Source organism: Anoxybacillus sp. MB8 (assembly GCF_011006755.1).
GTDB lineage: Bacteria > Bacillota > Bacilli > Bacillales > Anoxybacillaceae > Anoxybacillus > Anoxybacillus gonensis.
Genome location: NZ_RXXX01000032.1, coordinates 15,313 through 34,673 on the forward strand (window position 1 = coordinate 15,313; position 19,361 = coordinate 34,673).

General features: G+C 44.8%; 16 protein-coding genes. 4 read left to right on the plus strand and 12 right to left on the minus strand.

From position 1 onward, the window contains the following. Positions 1-12: 12 nt before the first annotated feature. The 7 genes from EKC99_RS11115 to EKC99_RS11145 all read right to left on the minus strand — a co-directional run bounded on the left by EKC99_RS11115 (position 13) and on the right by EKC99_RS11145 (position 9,521). Entirely contained in the window at positions 13-300 is a 288-nt protein-coding gene (locus EKC99_RS11115; RefSeq protein WP_009362432.1) for an EscU/YscU/HrcU family type III secretion system export apparatus switch protein, read from the minus strand. After that, positions 297-4,595 carry a metal-dependent peptidase gene (locus tag EKC99_RS11120; RefSeq protein ID WP_240468857.1) on the minus strand — a complete coding sequence of 1,433 codons (4,299 nt, stop codon included), beginning with the start codon at positions 4,593-4,595 and terminating at the stop codon, positions 297-299. The genes EKC99_RS11115 and EKC99_RS11120 overlap by 4 nt, the downstream gene beginning before the upstream one ends. Positions 4,596-4,667: 72 nt before the next feature. Continuing rightward, complete coding sequence (locus EKC99_RS11125; protein WP_163151912.1) at positions 4,668-5,336, minus strand: ComF family protein; 669 nt, start codon at positions 5,334-5,336, stop codon at positions 4,668-4,670. Then, entirely contained in the window at positions 5,333-6,673 is a 1,341-nt protein-coding gene (locus tag EKC99_RS11130; protein ID WP_163151936.1) for an ATP-dependent helicase ComFA, read from the minus strand. The genes EKC99_RS11125 and EKC99_RS11130 overlap by 4 nt, the downstream gene beginning before the upstream one ends. 66 nt (positions 6,674-6,739) lie before the next feature. Continuing rightward, positions 6,740-7,582, minus strand: coding sequence for a DegV family protein (locus EKC99_RS11135; protein ID WP_009362436.1), 843 nt, complete (start codon positions 7,580-7,582; stop codon positions 6,740-6,742). A gap of 98 nt (positions 7,583-7,680) precedes the next feature. Beyond that, complete coding sequence (locus tag EKC99_RS11140; RefSeq protein WP_163151914.1) at positions 7,681-8,361, minus strand: response regulator; 681 nt, start codon at positions 8,359-8,361, stop codon at positions 7,681-7,683. Beyond that, complete coding sequence (locus EKC99_RS11145; RefSeq protein ID WP_163151916.1) at positions 8,358-9,521, minus strand: sensor histidine kinase; 1,164 nt, start codon at positions 9,519-9,521, stop codon at positions 8,358-8,360. Before EKC99_RS11145 ends, EKC99_RS11140 begins: the two co-directional genes overlap by 4 nt. 195 nt (positions 9,522-9,716) lie before the next feature. On the opposite strand from EKC99_RS11145, the gene EKC99_RS11150 reads away from it, so the two are divergent. After that, positions 9,717-10,355: a YigZ family protein gene (locus tag EKC99_RS11150; RefSeq protein WP_163151918.1), complete on the plus strand. Its 639-nt coding sequence runs from the start codon at positions 9,717-9,719 to the stop codon at positions 10,353-10,355. A 94-nt stretch (positions 10,356-10,449) separates the two neighbouring features. Next, positions 10,450-11,469: an LCP family protein gene (locus tag EKC99_RS11155; protein WP_163151920.1), complete on the plus strand. Its 1,020-nt coding sequence runs from the start codon at positions 10,450-10,452 to the stop codon at positions 11,467-11,469. A 39-nt stretch (positions 11,470-11,508) separates the two neighbouring features. Here EKC99_RS11155 and EKC99_RS11160 read toward each other — a convergent pair whose 3' ends face one another. Then, positions 11,509-12,561, minus strand: a complete 1,053-nt coding sequence (locus tag EKC99_RS11160; RefSeq protein WP_163151922.1) for a glycosyltransferase family 4 protein — start codon at positions 12,559-12,561, stop codon at positions 11,509-11,511. 224 nt (positions 12,562-12,785) lie between these two features. Between EKC99_RS11160 and EKC99_RS11165 the strand changes: the two genes are divergently transcribed. Together EKC99_RS11165 and EKC99_RS11170 are read left to right on the plus strand one after the other, a co-directional pair. Next, entirely contained in the window at positions 12,786-13,004 is a 219-nt protein-coding gene (locus EKC99_RS11165; RefSeq protein WP_163151924.1) for a hypothetical protein, read from the plus strand. Next, entirely contained in the window at positions 13,004-14,350 is a 1,347-nt protein-coding gene (locus EKC99_RS11170) for a SpoIID/LytB domain-containing protein (protein ID WP_163151926.1), read from the plus strand. Before EKC99_RS11165 ends, EKC99_RS11170 begins: the two co-directional genes overlap by 1 nt. Before the next feature lie 18 nt (positions 14,351-14,368). Here EKC99_RS11170 and EKC99_RS11175 read toward each other — a convergent pair whose 3' ends face one another. From EKC99_RS11175 to EKC99_RS11190, 4 genes are all read right to left on the minus strand, one after another. Continuing rightward, a complete protein-coding gene (locus EKC99_RS11175; protein WP_163151928.1) occupies positions 14,369-15,118 on the minus strand; it encodes an S-layer homology domain-containing protein in 750 nt (249 codons plus the stop codon). Between the two features lie 10 nt (positions 15,119-15,128). Next, entirely contained in the window at positions 15,129-16,571 is a 1,443-nt protein-coding gene (locus tag EKC99_RS11180; RefSeq protein ID WP_163151930.1) for an N-acetylmuramoyl-L-alanine amidase, read from the minus strand. A gap of 261 nt (positions 16,572-16,832) precedes the next feature. Then, positions 16,833-19,058 carry a S8 family peptidase gene (locus EKC99_RS11185; protein ID WP_163151932.1) on the minus strand — a complete coding sequence of 742 codons (2,226 nt, stop codon included), beginning with the start codon at positions 19,056-19,058 and terminating at the stop codon, positions 16,833-16,835. A 133-nt stretch (positions 19,059-19,191) separates the two neighbouring features. Continuing rightward, on the minus strand, positions 19,192-19,361 hold a 170-nt coding region (locus tag EKC99_RS11190; RefSeq protein ID WP_163151934.1), incomplete at its 5' end, for a transposase.

Genomic DNA, 19,361 nt, shown 5'->3' on the forward strand with positions numbered 1-19,361 from the left:
ATTTTTCAATGTTTAATAGTTTCGTTCCATTTTTTCAATTAAAATTAAAATTTCTGCGATGACTGCGTACAGTTGTGGGGGAATCGTATCGCCAAGGTCAAGATCAAGTAAATGTTGTACGAGCGCGGCATCTTGTTCGACGGGCACTCCATTTTGTTTGGCGAGTTCGATAATTTTTTCTGCCACATAGCCGCGCCCGTGGGCGACGACGGTCGGCGCTTTATCTCCTTCTTCATAGCGAATGACCGCCGCCGACGGACCGTTTATTTCCCGCTTTCGTTTTTGATTAAAGTACATCATATTGTGAAATCATATCCTTTCTCCGTCCATGTTGCCCGTTTCGGCTCGTTCGTTTTTTCTTCTTTTTTCTCAAACGTCGTAAATTGCACATAACCGACGCGATAGCCGATGTCTTCGAGTCTTTTTGTCGCCGTTTCCACGAGCGGACGCATGCGCTCTGCAAAATCTTCGCGATCGTTACGAAACGTCACAGAAATTGTTCGCTCGTTCGCACTTAACAGCACGCCGACATCGCCGAGCTTTTTCGTTTCAAGTAAAAAGTATAAGCTGCAGTTTTCCCAGTCGACTCGTTTTCCGTCGTTTCGGGCATTGACATATACTTTCACATCTTTTACTTCCTTTTGTAGCAACAACGGGATCGTAAAAAAGAGCGTTTGCATCGCACTTCCTTGATCGTTTTTATTGAGCAACTGTTGGCCTGTCATATTTGTCAACGCTTGTTCTGCTTGTTTCGCTGCTTCTCCACCTGTCTGTGCTAATTTCATTAAAAGTCCTTTCATCGTATCTTCCGCTTGTTCGCTTTCACCGTTAAACACGAGCGCGTTCGCCATATCAGTTTCATGCATCAAACCGAGGCGTCGCATCGTTTGTAGCATATGACGCGCGGACGGCTCCGGTTGAACAACATCGTTCCATTGCGCAAGTAATGCTTGCTCTGGCGCTTGCTGTTTAAGAGACTGGCCGTCAACAAAATGTTTCACTTTCACATCCGACGGCTTAAACTGCATTTGTTCAAGCGTACGTTTTACTTGTTTTACGATGTTTTGCACTTCCGCCATTTGCCCTTTCTCTAACATCTTTTTCGCCTCTGCCAATTGCGAACTTGCTTGCAGCAATTTTTTCTCCATCGTCATATCGGCAAACAACATCGCATCGCTTTTTAAAATCGTTTGGTCGAGCTGTTTAATCGTCGTTTCTAACAATTGCTTTGCTTGCGGTCGCGCCGCTTGCTTATATTGAGTAATGACATGGTCAATCGCATCTAAATTGCGCATCATATCGCGCTTCGTTTGTTGAAACTGTTTCGTTGCTTCCGCCATCCGTTTCGTTACCGTTTGCACGATGATATCTTTTGATTGCAAGCCGAGCGCAGCGAATGATTCGTACGCTGCATCATCAGGTGTTGGGGAATCGCTTGGCAGCAACGTCTGTTCAACTTGTTGAAGCGCTTGAACGACCGTTTGTCTTGCGGCCATTTCTCGCCCGTTTTCTGCAAGTTCGTCAGCACGGACAAACGTTTCATGAAGCGACGGTTCCATATGTTGAGCCAGTTGCGCACGAGCCATGTTTATTGCTTCTTTCACGTTCGGCTCCCTTTGCATCGTTTTTATCGCTTGAGCGATAGCCGCACGCACGTCATTCGTTGCGCGTTTTTCACTTTCGGTCGTTGCAAGAGATGTTAATAGCTGTTGGCGTTGTTCATCGAGCATTTGTGTCACTTGCTGGAGCGTTTGTGCCATATTTGGTTGCTTAGCAAGTGTCGCATCGCCTTGTATCTGACGAACCGCTTCTGCTAACGTCATTGTTTGCTGTTCGAGACGGTCAGCAATCATATTTGCGCGTTGGACATATTCAGGAGCAAGCTGTTGTTCGATCGCACGTAACGTTTGCACGAGCTTTTGCAACGCTTCTTTGCCACGCCCAACCGTTTCAAATAGTTTCGCTTGCTGTAACGCTCGAACAACTGCCTCTGCTTGATCTGCCGGTAACGTACGAGAAACTTCTCTCACTTGTGCCTCGACGGATTTCACATTCGGAGCGCTTTCTGCTTGTTTCCGTACGTCAGTGAGCTGCTTGAACTGCGCCTCTTTTGCCTCCAACGCCATGGTTGGTGCACTCGCTCGTACCGCTTCTTTTGCTGTATGGACGACATCCACTGTCGTTTCTTCCTCCACCGTACGTAATGCTTGCACCAACTGTTGTCGAGCTTCCACACTTCGACCAACGGTCTCGAGTTGTTTCGCTTGTTCGAGCGCACGAGAGATTTTTTCCCCTTGTTCCACTGGCAACGTACGAACCACTTCTCTCACTTGTGCCTCCACGGCTTTCACCGTCGGAGCGCTTTCTGCTTGTTTTCGTACGTCAGTGAGTTGCTTTAATTGCGCCTCTTTTGTTTCTACCGCTGACGTTGGCGCATTCACTCGGACCGCTTCTTTTGCTGTGCGTACGACGTCCGTAACCGCTTCTTCCTCTACCGTACGTAACGCTTGAACGAGCTGTTGACGAGCTTCCGCACTTCGCCCAACCGTCTCGAGCTGTTTTACTTGGTCAAACGCGCGAGCGAGCTTCTCTCCTTGTTCCGCCGGCAACGTACGAACGATTTCTCTTACTTGCGGCTCGACGGCTTTCACATTCGGGGCACTTTCTGCTTGCTTTCGTACGTCAACCACTTGTTTCAGCTGTACTTCTTTTGTTTCTACCGCTGACGTTGGCGTATTCGCTCGGACTGTTTCTTTTGCTGTGCGCACCACGTCCGCTGTCGCTTCTTCTTCCACCGTACGTAACGCTTGAACCAACTGTTGACGAGCTTCGACACTCCGCCCAACGGTCTCGAGCTGTTTTACTTGTTCGAGCGCACGAGCGATTTTTTCTGCTTGATCCGCTGGTAGTGTGCGAACGACTTCTCTCACTTGTGGCTCCACTACTTTCACATTCGGGGCACTTTCTGCTTGTTTCCGTACGTCAGTGAGCTGCTTAAACTGCGCTTCTTTTGCCTCCAACGCCGTGGTTGGCACATTCGTACGTACTGCTTCTTTCGCTGTGCGCACGATGTCGGCTGTCGTTTCTTCCTCTACCGTACGTAACGCTTGAACTAGCTGGTGTCGGGCTTCCGCGCTTCGGCCAACTGTCTCGAGCTGTTTCGCTTGGTCAAACGCACGAGCGATTTTTTCTGCTTGATCCGCTGGTAGTGTGCGAACGACTTCTCTCACTTGTGGCTCCACTACTTTCACATTCGGGGCACTTTCTGCTTGCTTCCGTACGTCGATCACTTGTTTCAGCTGTGCTTCTTTTATTTCTAACGGCAATGTTGACTTACTCGGTTGGTCTCCTACTGTACGCAATGCTTGAATAAGTTCGTTTTTTGCTTTTTCTCCTAGTTGTTGTACACGTTCAACGGCTTCGTATAGTTCCTTCGATTCAATGCGTGGTAAAACCGTTTCTTTCAGCTGACGAACCGCATCTTCGACATTGCGAGCAGTGCGCACGATGCGTTTCGCTTCATCGATGACTTGCTTGTGTGAAGGCGAGGACGGTTGTACCGAAACGCCTTCCTTTTTCTCTACAGAAGCAAACGCTTCAAGCAATCGTTGTTTCGCGCTAAGTGGTTGGCCTGAGCGATACAATTGTTCTGCCTCTTGCAACGCTGAGCCGAGCATTTGACGAACGATGTCGCTTCCTTTCGCGATAGCGATCGCTTTCGCAACGATCGGTTCGCGTTCAATTTGTTGCCGCACGATGTGCAACTGTTTTTCTTGTGTTGTTGTTCGTTCTGGTTGTGCGTCATCTGTTTTCTTTTCGTTCACTTCTGCCATAGCGACCGCTTGCATAATGCGGCTGCGGGCAAACGACTCATGCCCGCGCTCTTTTAGTACAGTCGCTTCCCGAACAGCTTTCGCGATTTCTTCATGCCCGTTTTCTTCGGCAAACTGTTTCGTCCATTCGATGACGCGATCAATATTTTTTTCTTGTTGTAACTGTGCACGTAACTCGCTGATCGTTTGCGAGCGTTGCTTGGCGATTGGAGTAAATGAAAAATGAGCGTCGATCGCGCGTACAATTTCATGTAGCGACTCGCTTAACGGCTTGCCGTGAAGCGCTTCATGCACCGCTTGTAACTGCTTTACTGTCATATCAAGCTTTTTACTTGCGGCGATTTGAATCGTTTCTAACTTTTGTTCAATCGTTCCTTTTCCTTCTGCTAAAAATGTGCGCAACGACTCCACCGTTTCACGAGTGAGCGGCAGTTGCTTTTGAGCCACAATCGCTGCCGCTTGGCGAAGTTCAGGCGTTTCAAGCGTTTCAAATGATGAAGAGGAAGGAGGCGTCACAACCTTTCCTTCGACCACATCCCCGTTCCCACCTGTCACTTGCACTTTCACTCTTCCAGAAGGTGGTACGTCTCCTTCAAAACGAAAACGAATGTCAACCCCTCGCAATTGCACGATCGCTTCTTTTTCACCTACTTGCTCTTTCACGACCGCTTCATACACATCTCCGGCTTTTAAAGTCACAGTCGTCGATGATGAAGATGTTGAGCGATAATGTCCGTATCCGCGAATTTCCATAAAATCCATCTCCGTTCTCCAAGTTTCCTACTTTTTATATCGACCATCGTTGCACACTTTTCAATGGGAGTTTGTTCCCAACTATGAACGGATGAGCGTAAACGAACAAACCTCGCGCGCACCTGCGTCATACAGAATTTTTGCCGCTTCGTGCACCGTCGCCCCTGTCGTGTAAATATCATCCACGATCACAATGCGCTTTCCTGCGACATTTCCTCCCGCGAGAAAAAACTTCCGTCCGACAAAACGTTCACGTCTCGATTTTTTCGATTGTTTTTCGTCATCGATTCGTCGCAAAGGAGAAATGATTGGCAATGGTAAAAGCGAAGCGATCGCTTCTGCTTGATTAAATCCGCGTTCAGCTAATCGAGAAGGACTAAGCGGAATCGGAACGAGGAATACATCAGAAGAAAAATATTTAGAAAAAACCGTGCGAACATCGCAACGAAAAGCTTCGACAAGCGCATAATCACCCCGAAATTTAAAACGGTTCATCACTTCTTTCATCCAATCGTTGTACATATACACCGAGACGTTTTGTTTTAAAGCACTTTTTCGTTTCTCCCACGCGATACAATCTTCACATACCGTCTGATCACTGAAACGGCTGCATCGTTCACAACAACTTCCTTCCAGACGAATAAAACGTGCACGACAACGCGGACAACAAACATCCGCTTGACGAAGCGTCAAAAGGATGGAAAACGACATGTGTGGCATCCATTCATCATGACAAATGACACATTTCATTCGTCGATCAATCCTCTCTTTCGCGCTTCTTCGTTCATACGTACAATATGGCGCTTTGCTTTAAGCATTGCTTTCGTTTTTCCAAAATGAAAAAAGCGAATATCACCTGTCGGATATTGGGCACTCCGTCCGACCCGTCCAGCAATTTGTACGAGCGCACTTTCGGTAAAAATCGGTTGTTCTGCGCCTAACACAGCGACATCAATGTTCGGCACAGTTACCCCGCGCTCTAAAATGGTCGTTGTCACAAGAATAGGAATTTGTCCGCGTCGAAAAGCGAGCACTTTTTCTTTTCGTTTCGGATCTTCGGCATGTACCCCTTCAATGTGCGGATGAAATTGTTGTAAGTAGGGAACAACTTGTTGTAAAAAGTCGATGTGGGGAACGAATACAAAAGCTTGCTTCTTTTGTTCTAAATGGGCATACATCCATTGAACGACACATAACGGTAAACGGTGGTGGCGCCACTTTTTTTGCCAATTGCCGCACCATTCAAATGTAGGGACAGGGAGTGGGTGACGATGATAGCGCGCAGGAATGGTTACCGCTTTTCGCTTTCCACTTTTTACTTCATATTGCCATTGTTCGTTAGGTGTTGCGGTTAAGTAAATGAGTGAAGACGTCGGTTTTCGAGCACGTTCAACAGCGTACGAAAGCATCGGATCAACGCTATACGGAAATGCATCCACTTCATCAACAATCATGACATCGAACGCCTGATAATACCGAAGTAGTTGATGCGTCGTTGCCACCGTCAATGAAGCAAGTTTGCCACGGTCTTCGCTACCGCCATATAATGCCGCCATATCGACCGATGGAAATACGCTCGCCAAGCGCGGAGCTAGCTCTAATACGACATCTGTGCGCGGAGCGGCGATGCAAACGCGCTTTCCGTGCGACAGCGCCAGATTGATTCCCGCAAATAACACTTCCGTTTTTCCTGCACCACATACGGCCCAAACGAGCAAGGAGTCGTTTCGATCAATCGCCTGACACACTTCGTCGGAAGCAAGTTGTTGGGCTGGGGATAGTTTACCGCTCCATTTCAGCGGTGAAGAAAAAGAGGTGGAGGGAATTGGGCCCGTCCATATGACGAGCGGATTGCATTCGCTACATCGTCCCATCATGACACATTTTCGACAATACGTACATATGCGTCCACAACGAGCGCACGGAAAAGAGGCAAAAAGTTGTTGATCCTCATTGTCGCATCGCACACAGCGATAACCTTTTTTCGTTTTGACGATACTTTCAACGATTTGAACATATTTCGTATCATAAGAAAAAGAAAGTTCAGACTTTAGCAGCTGCTTGCCTGCGAGATGCAACGAAATCACCCCACTAAAAAAGAAGTGGACGAGTCGCCCACTTCTTCTATTCGCGCTAATCAAAAAAATTCCTGTTTATTTTTTATACCAACCGAATCCCATTGCTCCTTCACCTAAATGTGTGCCAATGACCGGTCCGAAATAACTAAGGAAAAATTCAACGTGCGGGTATTGTTGTTCGAGCTTTTCTTTCCATGCGCGCGCTTCTTCTTCACGATTCGCATGAATGATGACCGCACGCATCGGAACGCCGAGCATCGCATCTTCAGCAAATAGCTCTTCTATTCGGCTTAACGCTTTTTTACGTGTACGAATTTTTTCAAACGGCACGATCACTTTATCAACAAAATGTAAAATCGGTTTCACTTGTAAAAGGCTGCCGATAAACGCTTGTGCGCCACTCAACCGCCCACCGCGCTGCAAATGCGATAAATCATCAACCATAAAATATGCGCGCACCGATCGCTTCATTTCATCTAGCCGCGCAATAATCGCCTCTGGATGCATACCTGCTTGCGCCATTTCTGCCGCCTCTATCGCATAAAAACCTTGCACCATGCAGCTAATTTCCGAATCGTATGCATACACACGAATGCCTTCAACCATTTGCCCTGCGGAAACGGCCCCCTGGTACGTTCCGCTAATGCCGCTTGATAAATGAATCGAAATGACCGCATCGTATTGTTTTGCAAGCTGCTCGAACGTTTCAACAAATAGTCCAATCGGCGGCTGTGACGTTGTCGGCAGTTGTTCGCTCGTTTTGACTTTGTCAAAAAAATCTTCTGCACTTATATCGATTTCTTCTCGATACGTCTCCGTTCCAAAGACAACACTTAAAGGAATGATATGTATATTCAACTGTTCGCGAATATGCTTCGGGATATATGCTGTACTATCTGTTAAAATCGCCGTTTTCATTGCCTTTACCTTCCTTGTCCAAAATTTTTCCTACTTGCATTGTACTATATTATAACTATCCTTGCATTGAAAAAGGTTGTCGAATCCACTCGACAACCTTATTTCACTTCTACCCAGCCGTTTTTAATCGCAACGACAACCGCTTGCGTTCGATCGTTCACATTTAATTTTTGCAAAATATTGCTTACATGGTTTTTCACCGTTTTTTCGCTAATAAAGAGCGTATCGGCAATGCCTTTATTACTTTTTCCGTCCGCCAACAACTGCAACACTTCACATTCGCGGCGCGTCAATAAATGGTACGGTCGGCGTACCGCTTGTTTTTTCTTTTCTTGTCCTGTTCCCTCTCCAGCGACGAGACGACGATATTCTTTCACAAGATTATGCGTCACTTTCGGATGCAAATACGAGCCGCCGTCCGCCACGACACGAACCGCTTCAATTAAGGCGTCTGCATCCATCTCTTTTAATAAATATCCCATCGCTCCTGTTTGCAAGGCGTGCATGACGTAACTTTCATCATCGTGAATCGATAAAATGATTACTTTTGTATCCGGATACGCCTCAATGAGTTGGCGCGTCGCCTCCACGCCATTGACATGTGGCATATTCATGTCCATGATGACGACATCTGGTTTATATTGCTCGACAAGCGCTAGCGCTTCGTCACCGTCGCTTCCTTCCGCGACAACTTCAAAATCTTGTTCAAAATCTAAAATGCGTTTAATTCCTTCTCGAAATAGTTTATGGTCATCAATTAAAACGATGCGCGTTTTCACTGTTGTTCCCCTTTCTGTTGCGTCTTATGAAGCGGTATATGCATCGTAACGATCGTTCCGCGTCCAAGTTGTGAATAAAGATGTAGTTTCCCTTCCAACCATTCGATACGCTCACGCATACCGATTAATCCGAATGCTTTATCTTTTTTTTCATTCGGATTAAATCCTTTGCCATCATCTTTTACGACGATCAGCAAACTATCTTTTTTTAGCTCCATTTTCACTTGAATCTCCTTCGCCTCCGCATGCTTTAATGCATTTTGAACCGCTTCTTGCACGAGGCGGAAAATGGCGACTTCAAAACGATCGGATAAACGGCGTACTTCTCCTATGTATGTAAACGTAATTGTTTTTTTATGATATTCTTCGATCGTTTGTAAATATTTTTTTAACGTCGGAATTAAACCGAGATCATCAAGCGCCATTGGCCGTAAATCGTAAATGATGCGGCGCACTTCGTATAACGCAGAGCGCACCATTTTTTTTAAATCGCGCATTTCACGAATCGCTTCCTCTGCACCGTGCTCACGGTAAATGCGTTCAATTAAATCGGAACGCATAATGACGTTCGCGAGCATTTGTGCTGGGCCATCGTGTATTTCTCGCGACAACCGCTTTCGCTCTTCCTCTTGCGCTTCAATAATGCGCAGCCCAAATTCTTGTTTTTCATTTGCGCCAGTAATAAACTCGCTCAACTCTCGGAAATCTCCGTTCAAATAGTTCAGCACAACCGTCACTTGACCAATTAAATGATCAGCTCGCTCAATCGTTTCTTTTACAGAAGCTAAACGTCTTTCTAGCTCATCACGACGTTGACGCAGCTGTTTTTCTTTCTCTTGCGCCATCGCCAGTTCCATTTGTAGCGAATGCGCTTTCTCATACGCTTGGCGAATTTCTGTTTCCGTATAATGCGAGAAGTTTTTGCTGACGTCGGACAGCCGCTGCCGTGCGAGCCTTGTTTTCATTTCTAACTCATCCGTTTGAGAAATGACGCGTTGCACTTCTTCTTTCGTTTGCCTGAGCTCTTCAAGCAACCGCTCATGTTCTTTGCGCGACTGTTCGCTAATATGAAAAATTTCCGCTTTACTTTGGTCGACCGTTTCAATCATTTTTTTTACAATTCGGTCGAGCTCTTTTGCATTTATTTTTTTATTGGACATACACACCACCTAAAGAAAAAATGACCAAAAGTCAAACAAAATGACTTTTCTGACTTTTATTTGAATGTCCTTCTTGCTTTGAACATTTGACATATCGTTTTATAATTTTTATTATAGCATGTTTCATCTATTTCTATCAGCATTTTTCGTCAAAAAGTACACAACATTCCAATAATCATTCGAGGTGATTACACGTTGTTAGAGACATACTATACGGTAAAAGGATATGGAGAGGCAGAAATCGTCATTGAAAAATCGCGCTTCATTTGTTACGTCGAACGCGCAACAACAGAAGAAGAAGCGGTTCGCTTTATCCAACAAATCAAGAAAAAACATTGGGATGCGACGCATAACTGTTCCGCATATATGATCGGCGAACACGATCACATTCAAAAAGCAAACGATGATGGTGAACCAAGCGGAACGGCAGGCGTTCCAATGCTCGAAGTGTTGAAAAAGAAAAAGCTAAAAAACACCGTCGTCGTTGTCACACGATATTTCGGCGGCATTAAACTCGGTGCTGGCGGGCTTGTGCGCGCTTACGGAAAAGCTGTGACAGAAGGCCTAAAAGCCGCAGGTATTGTCGAACGTAAACTGATGCGGATCATGCATACAACGTTTGACTATACATGGCTCGGAAAAGTCGAAAATGAACTGCGCGCCTCTACTTATACGATAAAAAACATTCATTATGCAGAACACGTGACGATTGACACATACGTCGAAGAAAAACAAAAAGACGATTTTCGCGCATGGATGACAGAACTGACTAATGGGAAAAGCACCATTACAGATGGTGAGCATGTATACGTCGAGTTTGATGTCGCGCAGTAAAAAAATTTTCGTTTACGGTTGCATAAAAATTTTGTAAAATGATGATTGTTTACATGTCGATATTTGTTGAACTTTTGAAAAAAGGGGAACGACGATGCAAAATAGACGAGCATATATGAAAAAAAGGAAAAAGCGAAGAAAAATATGGACATTTGTTCTACTCCCATTGCTTCTTCTCATCATCGGGGGAGGGGCATACGCCACGTTTCTTTTCAATAAAGCACAGTCCGTCATTCAGCAATCATTTGAACAAATTGACGGCCGCGAAAAATCAGAAAAGCGAATAAAAGAAGTGGATCCGAATTCTGATAATATTTCTGTTTTATTTATCGGCGTAGACGACAGCAACATTCGCCAAAAGAAAGGAATGGGAGCGGTACGTTCCGATGCGCTTGTCCTTGCGACATTTAACGTGAAAGATAAAACGGTAAAATTGCTTAGCATCCCACGCGACTCTTACGTATACATTCCAATCGAGAAAAAATACGATAAGATTACACACGCTCATGCATATGGTGGAGTAAAAGCAACGATTGAAACCGTCGAAGAATTGCTCGATATTCCAGTCGATTATTACGTCAAAATGAACTTTGAAGCGTTTGTTGATGTCGTTGACGAACTCGGTGGCATTGAGTTTGATGTCCCTTACGAACTTCGCGAAATGGATTCACATGATCGGAAAAACGCCATTCATTTAAAACCAGGCTTACAAACATTAAACGGCGAAGAAGCGCTGGCGCTTGCAAGAACACGTAAATATGACAACGACATCGAGCGCGGCAAACGTCAACAAGAACTGATGAAAGCAATCTTCAAAAAAGCGATGAGCGTACAGTCGCTCACGAAATTTGATGATGTGATGGAAGCGGTCGGGAAAAACATGACAACGAACTTAACGTTTGAGGAAATGAAAGGCTTCTTTGCTTATGCAACAAAAGGAACAGGTGCAAACATCGAAACGCTTCATCTCAAAGGGGAAGATGCACGCATTAGCGGAGTATATTATTACCGGCTTGATGAAGCAACAGTAGATGAAATTAAACAAACGTTAAAAACACATCTTGACGTATCGTCTTATCAAGCACGAACCGAACAATTCGCTCAAGAACAATGAAGAGGGTGTCTCGCGAGACACCCTCTTTCGTTTCATGAATTATGAAATTTTTTTCATGCCGCGAACCATCTTCAGTAGCGGACGATAATCTTTCCCGATAAGCCCAACTTTCTCGACAACAAGCTCAACAACAAGCAACACAAACGCGATGACGACTAATGCGCCAAACATCGTCGCTTTCGATAATACAACTGCCGCAAGGCCAAACATCGCTGCCATGCCATAAATAATTAACACTGTTTGACGATGGCTGTATCCAAGACGCAATAAGCAATGATGCAAATGCGATTTATCCGGTGCGGATAATGGTTGCTTATTAACGATGCGTCTGACGATCGCAAATAACGTATCTGAAATAGGTACCCCTAAAATCAAAATCGGGATAATTAACGAAAACACCGTAACGTTTTTAAAGCCGAGAAGCGATAACACAGAGATCATATAGCCTAAAAACAATGCCCCTGTATCACCCATAAAAATTTTCGCTGGATGGAAATTATATAAAAGAAAACCGAGCGTACTTCCGAGCAATAATAAACTCATCGCAAAGACAAACACGTACGTATTGCCCATCGTCGCTGCCATTCCAGCAATCGTGACAAGCGCAATGGACGATACGCCAGCAGCTAAACCGTCCAAACCGTCAATTAAGTTAATCGCATTTGTAATCCCGATAATCCAAAGCATCGTAATCGGGATGCTTAATAATCCAAATTGTAAATGACCACCAAATGGCAAGTTAATAAAATCGACGCGAATGCCACCGTATACGACGACAATGGCGGCAATGATTTGACCGAGCAGCTTCCACTTTGGCGGCAACTCATATATATCATCAAGCACACCCGTTAACACGATGATTGTCGCACCAATGACAATCGCCGTCGCATATGGGCTAGCTGGTTGCAATACAAAATAACCGACGATAAAACTAATAAAAATCGCTAATCCACCTAAACGAGGCATAATTTTTTGGTGCACTTTCCGCTGATTTGGCTTGTCCGTCGCACCAACTCGAAACGCCAACCATTTCACGACAGGCGTAATGAGCACAGCTAAAACAAAACAAAGAAATAAGGTGAAATAAACCATAGGAAACCTCCCTATTCGTTAGCATTCCCGATTTTTCAATCAATTATTGTTTAAAAAGTAACACTTTCTACCATCTCTTTTCACAAACCTATCAGACATTATACCATAAATTTTAAAATCGACAAATGGAAAATAGAAAACTAGAATGTTGTTACATTTTCGTCCTTTTTGTTGAAATGATTTGGTATAATGTGAGATAGATAGGAATGAGGGAGGAGAAAACGGTGAAAAAAAGAACAATTATCATGATGTTGCTTGCAGCGATGTTAACCGTGTCTGCATCAAAAGCACTGGCAAATAGCGAACCTGTTTTAGCAAGTGTAGAATGGGTGCTGGCAAAAATAAACCCGCTAAATGAGCGCGTCACGAAACTTGAACAGCGCGTTCAACAGCTCGAGCAAGAAGTCGAGAAATTGAAACAACAAATAGAGGCGGCGAAATAATGATGAAAAGCATTCGATGGATCGTAGTCGCTTTTAGCATGTTTCTTTTTATCCCAACATCCGTTGATGCAGCAACATATCCGACACCGGTAAAGGTAAAACTATTGCCGACCGCAACGTTCCTGGCGACAGTAAATGGAAACTATCAACTCATTGATTTGAAAACAAAACAAGTGATCCCATTTACAAATCCGATTGCCTTTTCGCAAATGAACGGATCGGTCGTCGCAACGATCAATGGCGTTTCTTACACATCGACAAGCGGTTTTTTATTAGATGAAGTGACAAGAAACGACCAACACGACGTCACGATCGGCAGCATTCAACAAGCAAACGGCACATCAGCACCCGTAAAATACCGCGGTTCGTTTGAAATTACACCAGGACAAACGGCACCAAACTTATTTAATACGTTAGACATGGAAGACTATTTAAAAGGTGTTGTCCCTGGGGAAATGCCATCATCTTGGCATAAAGAAGCGTTAAAAGCACAAGCTGTCGCTGCACGTAGCTACGCATACGCTCAATTGAAAAAATCATCATTTTTGCAAATGACGGTGGCGAGCCAAGTGTACGGTGGAAAATCAAAAGAACAAGCGACATCCACCGCAGCAGTCAACGAAACAGCAGGTGTGTATGCAACATATCAAAATGAGCCGATTGCTGCCTATTTTCATTCAAGTTCTGGCGGGAATACAGAAAATAGCGAAAATGTGTGGAGTGGCGCTGTTCCTTACATTCGCTCTGTTTCCGATCCGTACGATCGTCATGCGAGCAATCCACATTACGGATGGAACGGAAAAGTCGCAACAAATGTCGTATCATCAAAATTTAAACTAACAAACGAACAAGTCGTGTCGCTTCGTGTCACGCAAAAAACAAGTGCAGGAAGCGTACAACAAATGGAAGCGACTGTGTACAATCCAGACACAGGCCAAAAACGTACTGTGCAAGCGCGACCTTCGTTTGTGTCATCACCTGATGCATTTCGTTCATTTTTTGGCGTTTCATTAAAAAGTATTGCTTTCGATGTCAAAGGAAATGCCAATGTAAAAGTAAAACTTGCGGACGGTTCAGAACAAACGGTCGATCATATTGTTGGCTACACACTTCAAACGAATAGCGGACAAACGATCATTTCAAACGGAAATGCTTCGATTCGTACAGAAAATGAAACGATTTACTATCCAACCGCTCCAACTGAATTTACATTCACAGGAAATGGATGGGGGCATCGACTTGGCATGAGCCAATGGGGTGCGCGTTCAATGGCGGAAAAAGGGTTTACGTACGATCAAATTTTAAAGTACTACTATAAAGGAATCGAAGTAAAAAAAATCAAATAGGCTGTGCACATGCACAGCCTATTTATTTTGTAGCGCTCGATCCATAAATGTAGCAAAGTGAGCGCGGGTCGTCGGTTGTTCTGGATAAAAATAGCCATTACTTCCTTCCGCAATCCCATGTTGAGAGATAATGCGAATTTCTAGCGCCCCTTCTGTTCCGTTTGTTACATCTTTATATCCTGCATATGGCGCTGACGTTGCTTGCAAGCGAAAAGCGCGCTGAATAATCATTGCCATATGTTTTCGCTTCATGGACTCTTGGGGGGCAAAACGATTGTTTGGGTACCCTCCGACAAAACCAGCCTCATACGCTGTCATAATTTCGCGGGCAAACGGATGAGAATTTGGGACATCCGCAAAAATCGATGGCTTGTTTGATAACGGAAGTTGAAATGCTCTAACAAGCATCGCTGCTGCTTGCGCACGCGTAATCGCCTGATTCGGAGCGAACAAACCGTCCCCCACGCCACCAACAATGTTTTGATGATATAAACGAGCGACCGAAACATACGCCCAATGATCAACCGGAACATCTTTAAACACTTGCGGCGATCCCGCAGCTGTTTTCATTTTCGTGAGCTGTTGCTCCAGTTGTTTGATCTTTTCGTCGATTTGATTTAAACGGCTATTCGTATCCGCTATTTGTTGCTCTGTCCACGGCGCTGTTGCAATTTCTTGCTCTTCACTTGCCCCTGCGTGTTCCTGCTCGCACGCTGTTAAGACCAACATGAAAACAAAAACGATAGGGAAAATCCACTTGCGCACCATGCCACCTCCTCTATTGTGATGTATAGTATTTCACAATCCCTTGATAAATCGCTTCAGCATATAGATTTTGATATTCCGGTGACGTTAATTTCGCACGATCTTCTGCGTTAGAAATAAATCCAAGTTCGACGAGCACGCTTGTTACACTATTGTTGCGTAAAACGTAAAGTCCGCTATTTTTCACGCCGCGATCGACCATATTCGCCATGCGGACAATCTCCGCTTGAATGTATTGTGCTAACTTTTTACTTTCCTCTCCGTTCGGATTCGTCGATGAATCGTAAAACACTTCTGCTCCTTTCGCACTTGTATTTGTCGCCGAATTTGTATGAATGCTGACAAACATTTCTGCGTAGTTGTTTTTTGCGATATTTACACGATCTTGCAACGTCGGATACACATCTGTCTCTCGCGTCATAATAACGGTTGCGCCTGCTTTTTCAAGCTTTTCTTTTACGAATTTCGCCACTTCAAGCACAATCGTTTTTTCGTTCGCTCCTCCGCTCATGGCACCGGGATCTTTTCCACCGTGTCCTGCATCGACGACAATAATGCGCCCTTTCACAGGAGAACCTGCGATATTTCGCAATTTTAAATACGTTTTATGCACGTAAGCAAACTGACCGTTATAAGCAATTTTTGCCCAATAGCCATTAAGATCGTACACATCCACAACTTGTCCTTTTTGTAATGTTCCAACAAGCACTCCTGTCGCTGATGGCGTTTGTCGAACATTAAGCGTAGCAGTCGTCACCGTTCCTTGAATGTTCGTTTTTCCTTGTTCGATTAAGTCCGGCAACGGTAAACGGAACTGATCGTTAATCGTCCGAGCTAACAACGTCGCAAATTCAGCACGGGAAATCGCATCTTTCGGGAAAAATTGTCCGTCCCGTCCGTTCGCTATACCGTGATAATATAGACGATTAATGTGCGCAAGTGCCCAGTGACCTGTCGTATCTTTAAATACGGAAGCAGCCTCAACCGCAGCACCTTTGCTCGGAAGGGAAAAGGCGTTCACAAGAACGATGCTCATTTCCGCGCGGGAAAGACTGTCATTTGGACGAAAATTCGTCGTACCGTCTCCTCCCATAATGCCAAGCTGTACCGCACGCGCAATCCAGCCACGCGCCCAATGATTGGCCGGGACATCTTGAAATGACAACGTTCCGTCTTTCCACTCTGTCTGTCCGAGAGCGCTGACGATCATTTTCGCCGCTTCTGCCCGCGTCACCGATTGCGCCGGACGAAACTCCGATGTTTGTCCAGCGTGATAACCGTTAATAATTTGCGCATGTGCTAAAAAATCAATTTCATTTTTTGCCCAATGGCCGTCTGTAACATCAACAAATCGTCCTTCTTGCTTTAATTCTGTATTTGCCCAACTATGCATAGGAACAGAAAAAAAAGCAAGAAAAACGATCAAAAGACAATATACGTGACGTTTCCCCAGCATATTCTTCTCCCTTTCGACATTTTTCTATCATCAAGCATAACAAACAATCCTAACCTTTTCCATACCCGACAACGCATATTTTTCTTTTCGACACGTCTCTATCTTTTTTCGACAAAAAACGACACAAAGCGACAATTTTATACAGCAAAGTTATTATTTTTGTAGTGATTTTTTTAAAAAAAACGGCTATACTTACTTATGCGATAAGGTTTTGGTTGCTAAGTCAGCCTCCCCACCCATTTGGAAACGGTGGGGCTTTTTTTATGCTGTTTTTGTCGAATATTGTCGAATAAGTGTCGAAACACGCACAAGCATCGCGCACATTTGCGCCCTCGTCACAGGTTCATTCGGATAAAAATATGTCGTTTTCGCAACGATCCCTCGTTCCGCTAACAACTGCACCGCTTTCCACATATCTTGTTGTGTTACATCTTGAAATGGGGAAACAGAGCGAATCGGCTCGTTCTCTAGTTGAAGCGCACGCATGAGAAGTAAAGCAAACTGTCCGCGCGTCAGTTGCTCATGTAACAACGCTTTTCCTTCCGTTCCTTTCACAATTCCTTTTTCCGCTGCCGTCGCTACTAACAACGCATTCGTCGCTGTCAATGGCACATCGACAAAAGGAGCGGACAACAAAGATGGCACTTCCCAACCGAACAGGCGAGCAAGCATCACCATACTTTCTCCACGCGTTAGAGGGGTGTTTGGACGAAACGTCCCATCTCCATATCCGCGTATCATTCCAAGTTGTTGTGCCTGTAAAATATCGCTATACGCCCAATATGTTTTCTTTACATCGGAAAACGGCGTCGGTCGAATAGGAACAGCACGAACATTGGAAGCGATCACTCGTTGTTGTTCATCGGTGATGACAACCGCCACGTCTCCTTGTTGTTTCGCTAGATCAAACAAACGAAACGGCATCATCTCCTGATGAATAACGAATGAATGAACAAGTTTTCCATTGATAAAAAGGTGACCATTTTTCCCTACAAAACGCGAAGACAAACCTAACATATACGTACGATTTTTTTCAATGGGCTGTCCCGGTTGTAAGTTCAGCCAGTCGATATTTGACGGAGCCGATAACGCAAGCGCTTGTTGCCATTGAATAATCCCATACCCTGTATACATATCATATCCGCGCCAATATACATCTTTCGCCGTCTTCCATATACGGTTGCGAAGTTGAAACGCATCTTCTTCTGGATACATTGCGCGCAATACAGCCAATAGCGCGGAGACGTGCGGAGCAGCCATCGACGTGCCGCGCATCGCCCGATAACCTGATGGATATGTGCTTATTAAAAAATCCCCAGGGGCGCTTACTTCTACGTCCCAACCATAATTCGAAATAGAAAGCGGCATTTGTTGTCGATCAACCGCTGCGACCGTAATAACTCCAGGGTAGCTAGCGGGATAAATATTTGTCGTTGGCATATGGCTATTGCCAGCCGCCGCCACAACATGCACGCCACGTTTGACAGCTTCTTCGATGACCGCTTTTAATACTTCCGTTTCTCCTTGACCGGCTAAGCTTAAATTAATAATCGAAGCACCGTGCTCAAGCGCATATTTGACCCCTTTCGCAATTTCAAAATCACCACCGACTCCGTAACGGTCTAACACTTTAATCGGTAAAATATCTACGGGCGCATCTCCGATCAGTCCTGCTATTCCTTTTCCATTATTGACGCTAGCAGCTAAAATGCCGGTCACATGCGTCCCATGCCCATACGTATCATCCGCATATCGCTTGTTTTCCGCATAATCAACGCTTACACTATACAGCACATGATCGTTCAAATCTTCATGTTGTACGACACCTGAATCAACAACCGCAACAAGGACATGATTGACACCTTTCAATTCCACGATGCGCGGAGGATTCGCCCAATTTGGCGCCGTAACATATAGATGAATCGTTGACGAAGGACGGGGGATGAGAACATCAAGGCGAGGAAGTTCACCTTCATTTTCCCCTAACGTCGTCCCTTTTTCATCTTTCACCTGTATACGCCATGGTCCTTCGATATGATCTACTGTGACAGAAAGGCGAGATAATGTGTCTTCTCCAAGCTTGATGACGATATGTTCACCGAAAAACGCCTGTCCGTCATACACTTCTTCTCGTCCATCAACAATCATCGCTTTTCCAATCAGCCGGTTCACCGATGTCACTGTTGGAAAATGCCAACGAACCATCTCCAAAGACCATTGTTCCGAAAACAATGGGTCATTAACAGCTGCTCGCTTCATATCATTTTTCTCCATTTTTAAAACAAACGGCAAACGAGAAATGTGTTCTCGTTCTTCTTCTGTGACCACCACTTTCGCAAACATTCCGACCGTATCTACGACGTATGATTGAATATCGGAGAAATTGGACGGATGCTGCACTCGCACAATCCATTCCTCTTTTCCATCCGCTTGAACGACAGAAGGAAATAAAAAGAAAGCAACACATAGCCATAACCACCTGCTCACACCTGCCACCTCCTATGTACTTCCATTGTATCGCGTCCCCTTCGACATGAATAGACAAAAATCACAACTGCATAAAAGTGGTGATTGAACTAAAAAACAGGTTCATCACCAAAAGATGTACTTGTACCTGCCATTAAAGTATGTTAGCTGTTTCTAACCGAACCCGCAATGCAAAACGTTGGATATTTCTGTATCCGTATCCCCGACGTTTCATCAGCTTGATCTTGTTATTCGTTCCCTCCATTTTCCCATTCGAATAAGGCGATAACATGCACGATATGATTTCGTCTGTTCGTTTGACGA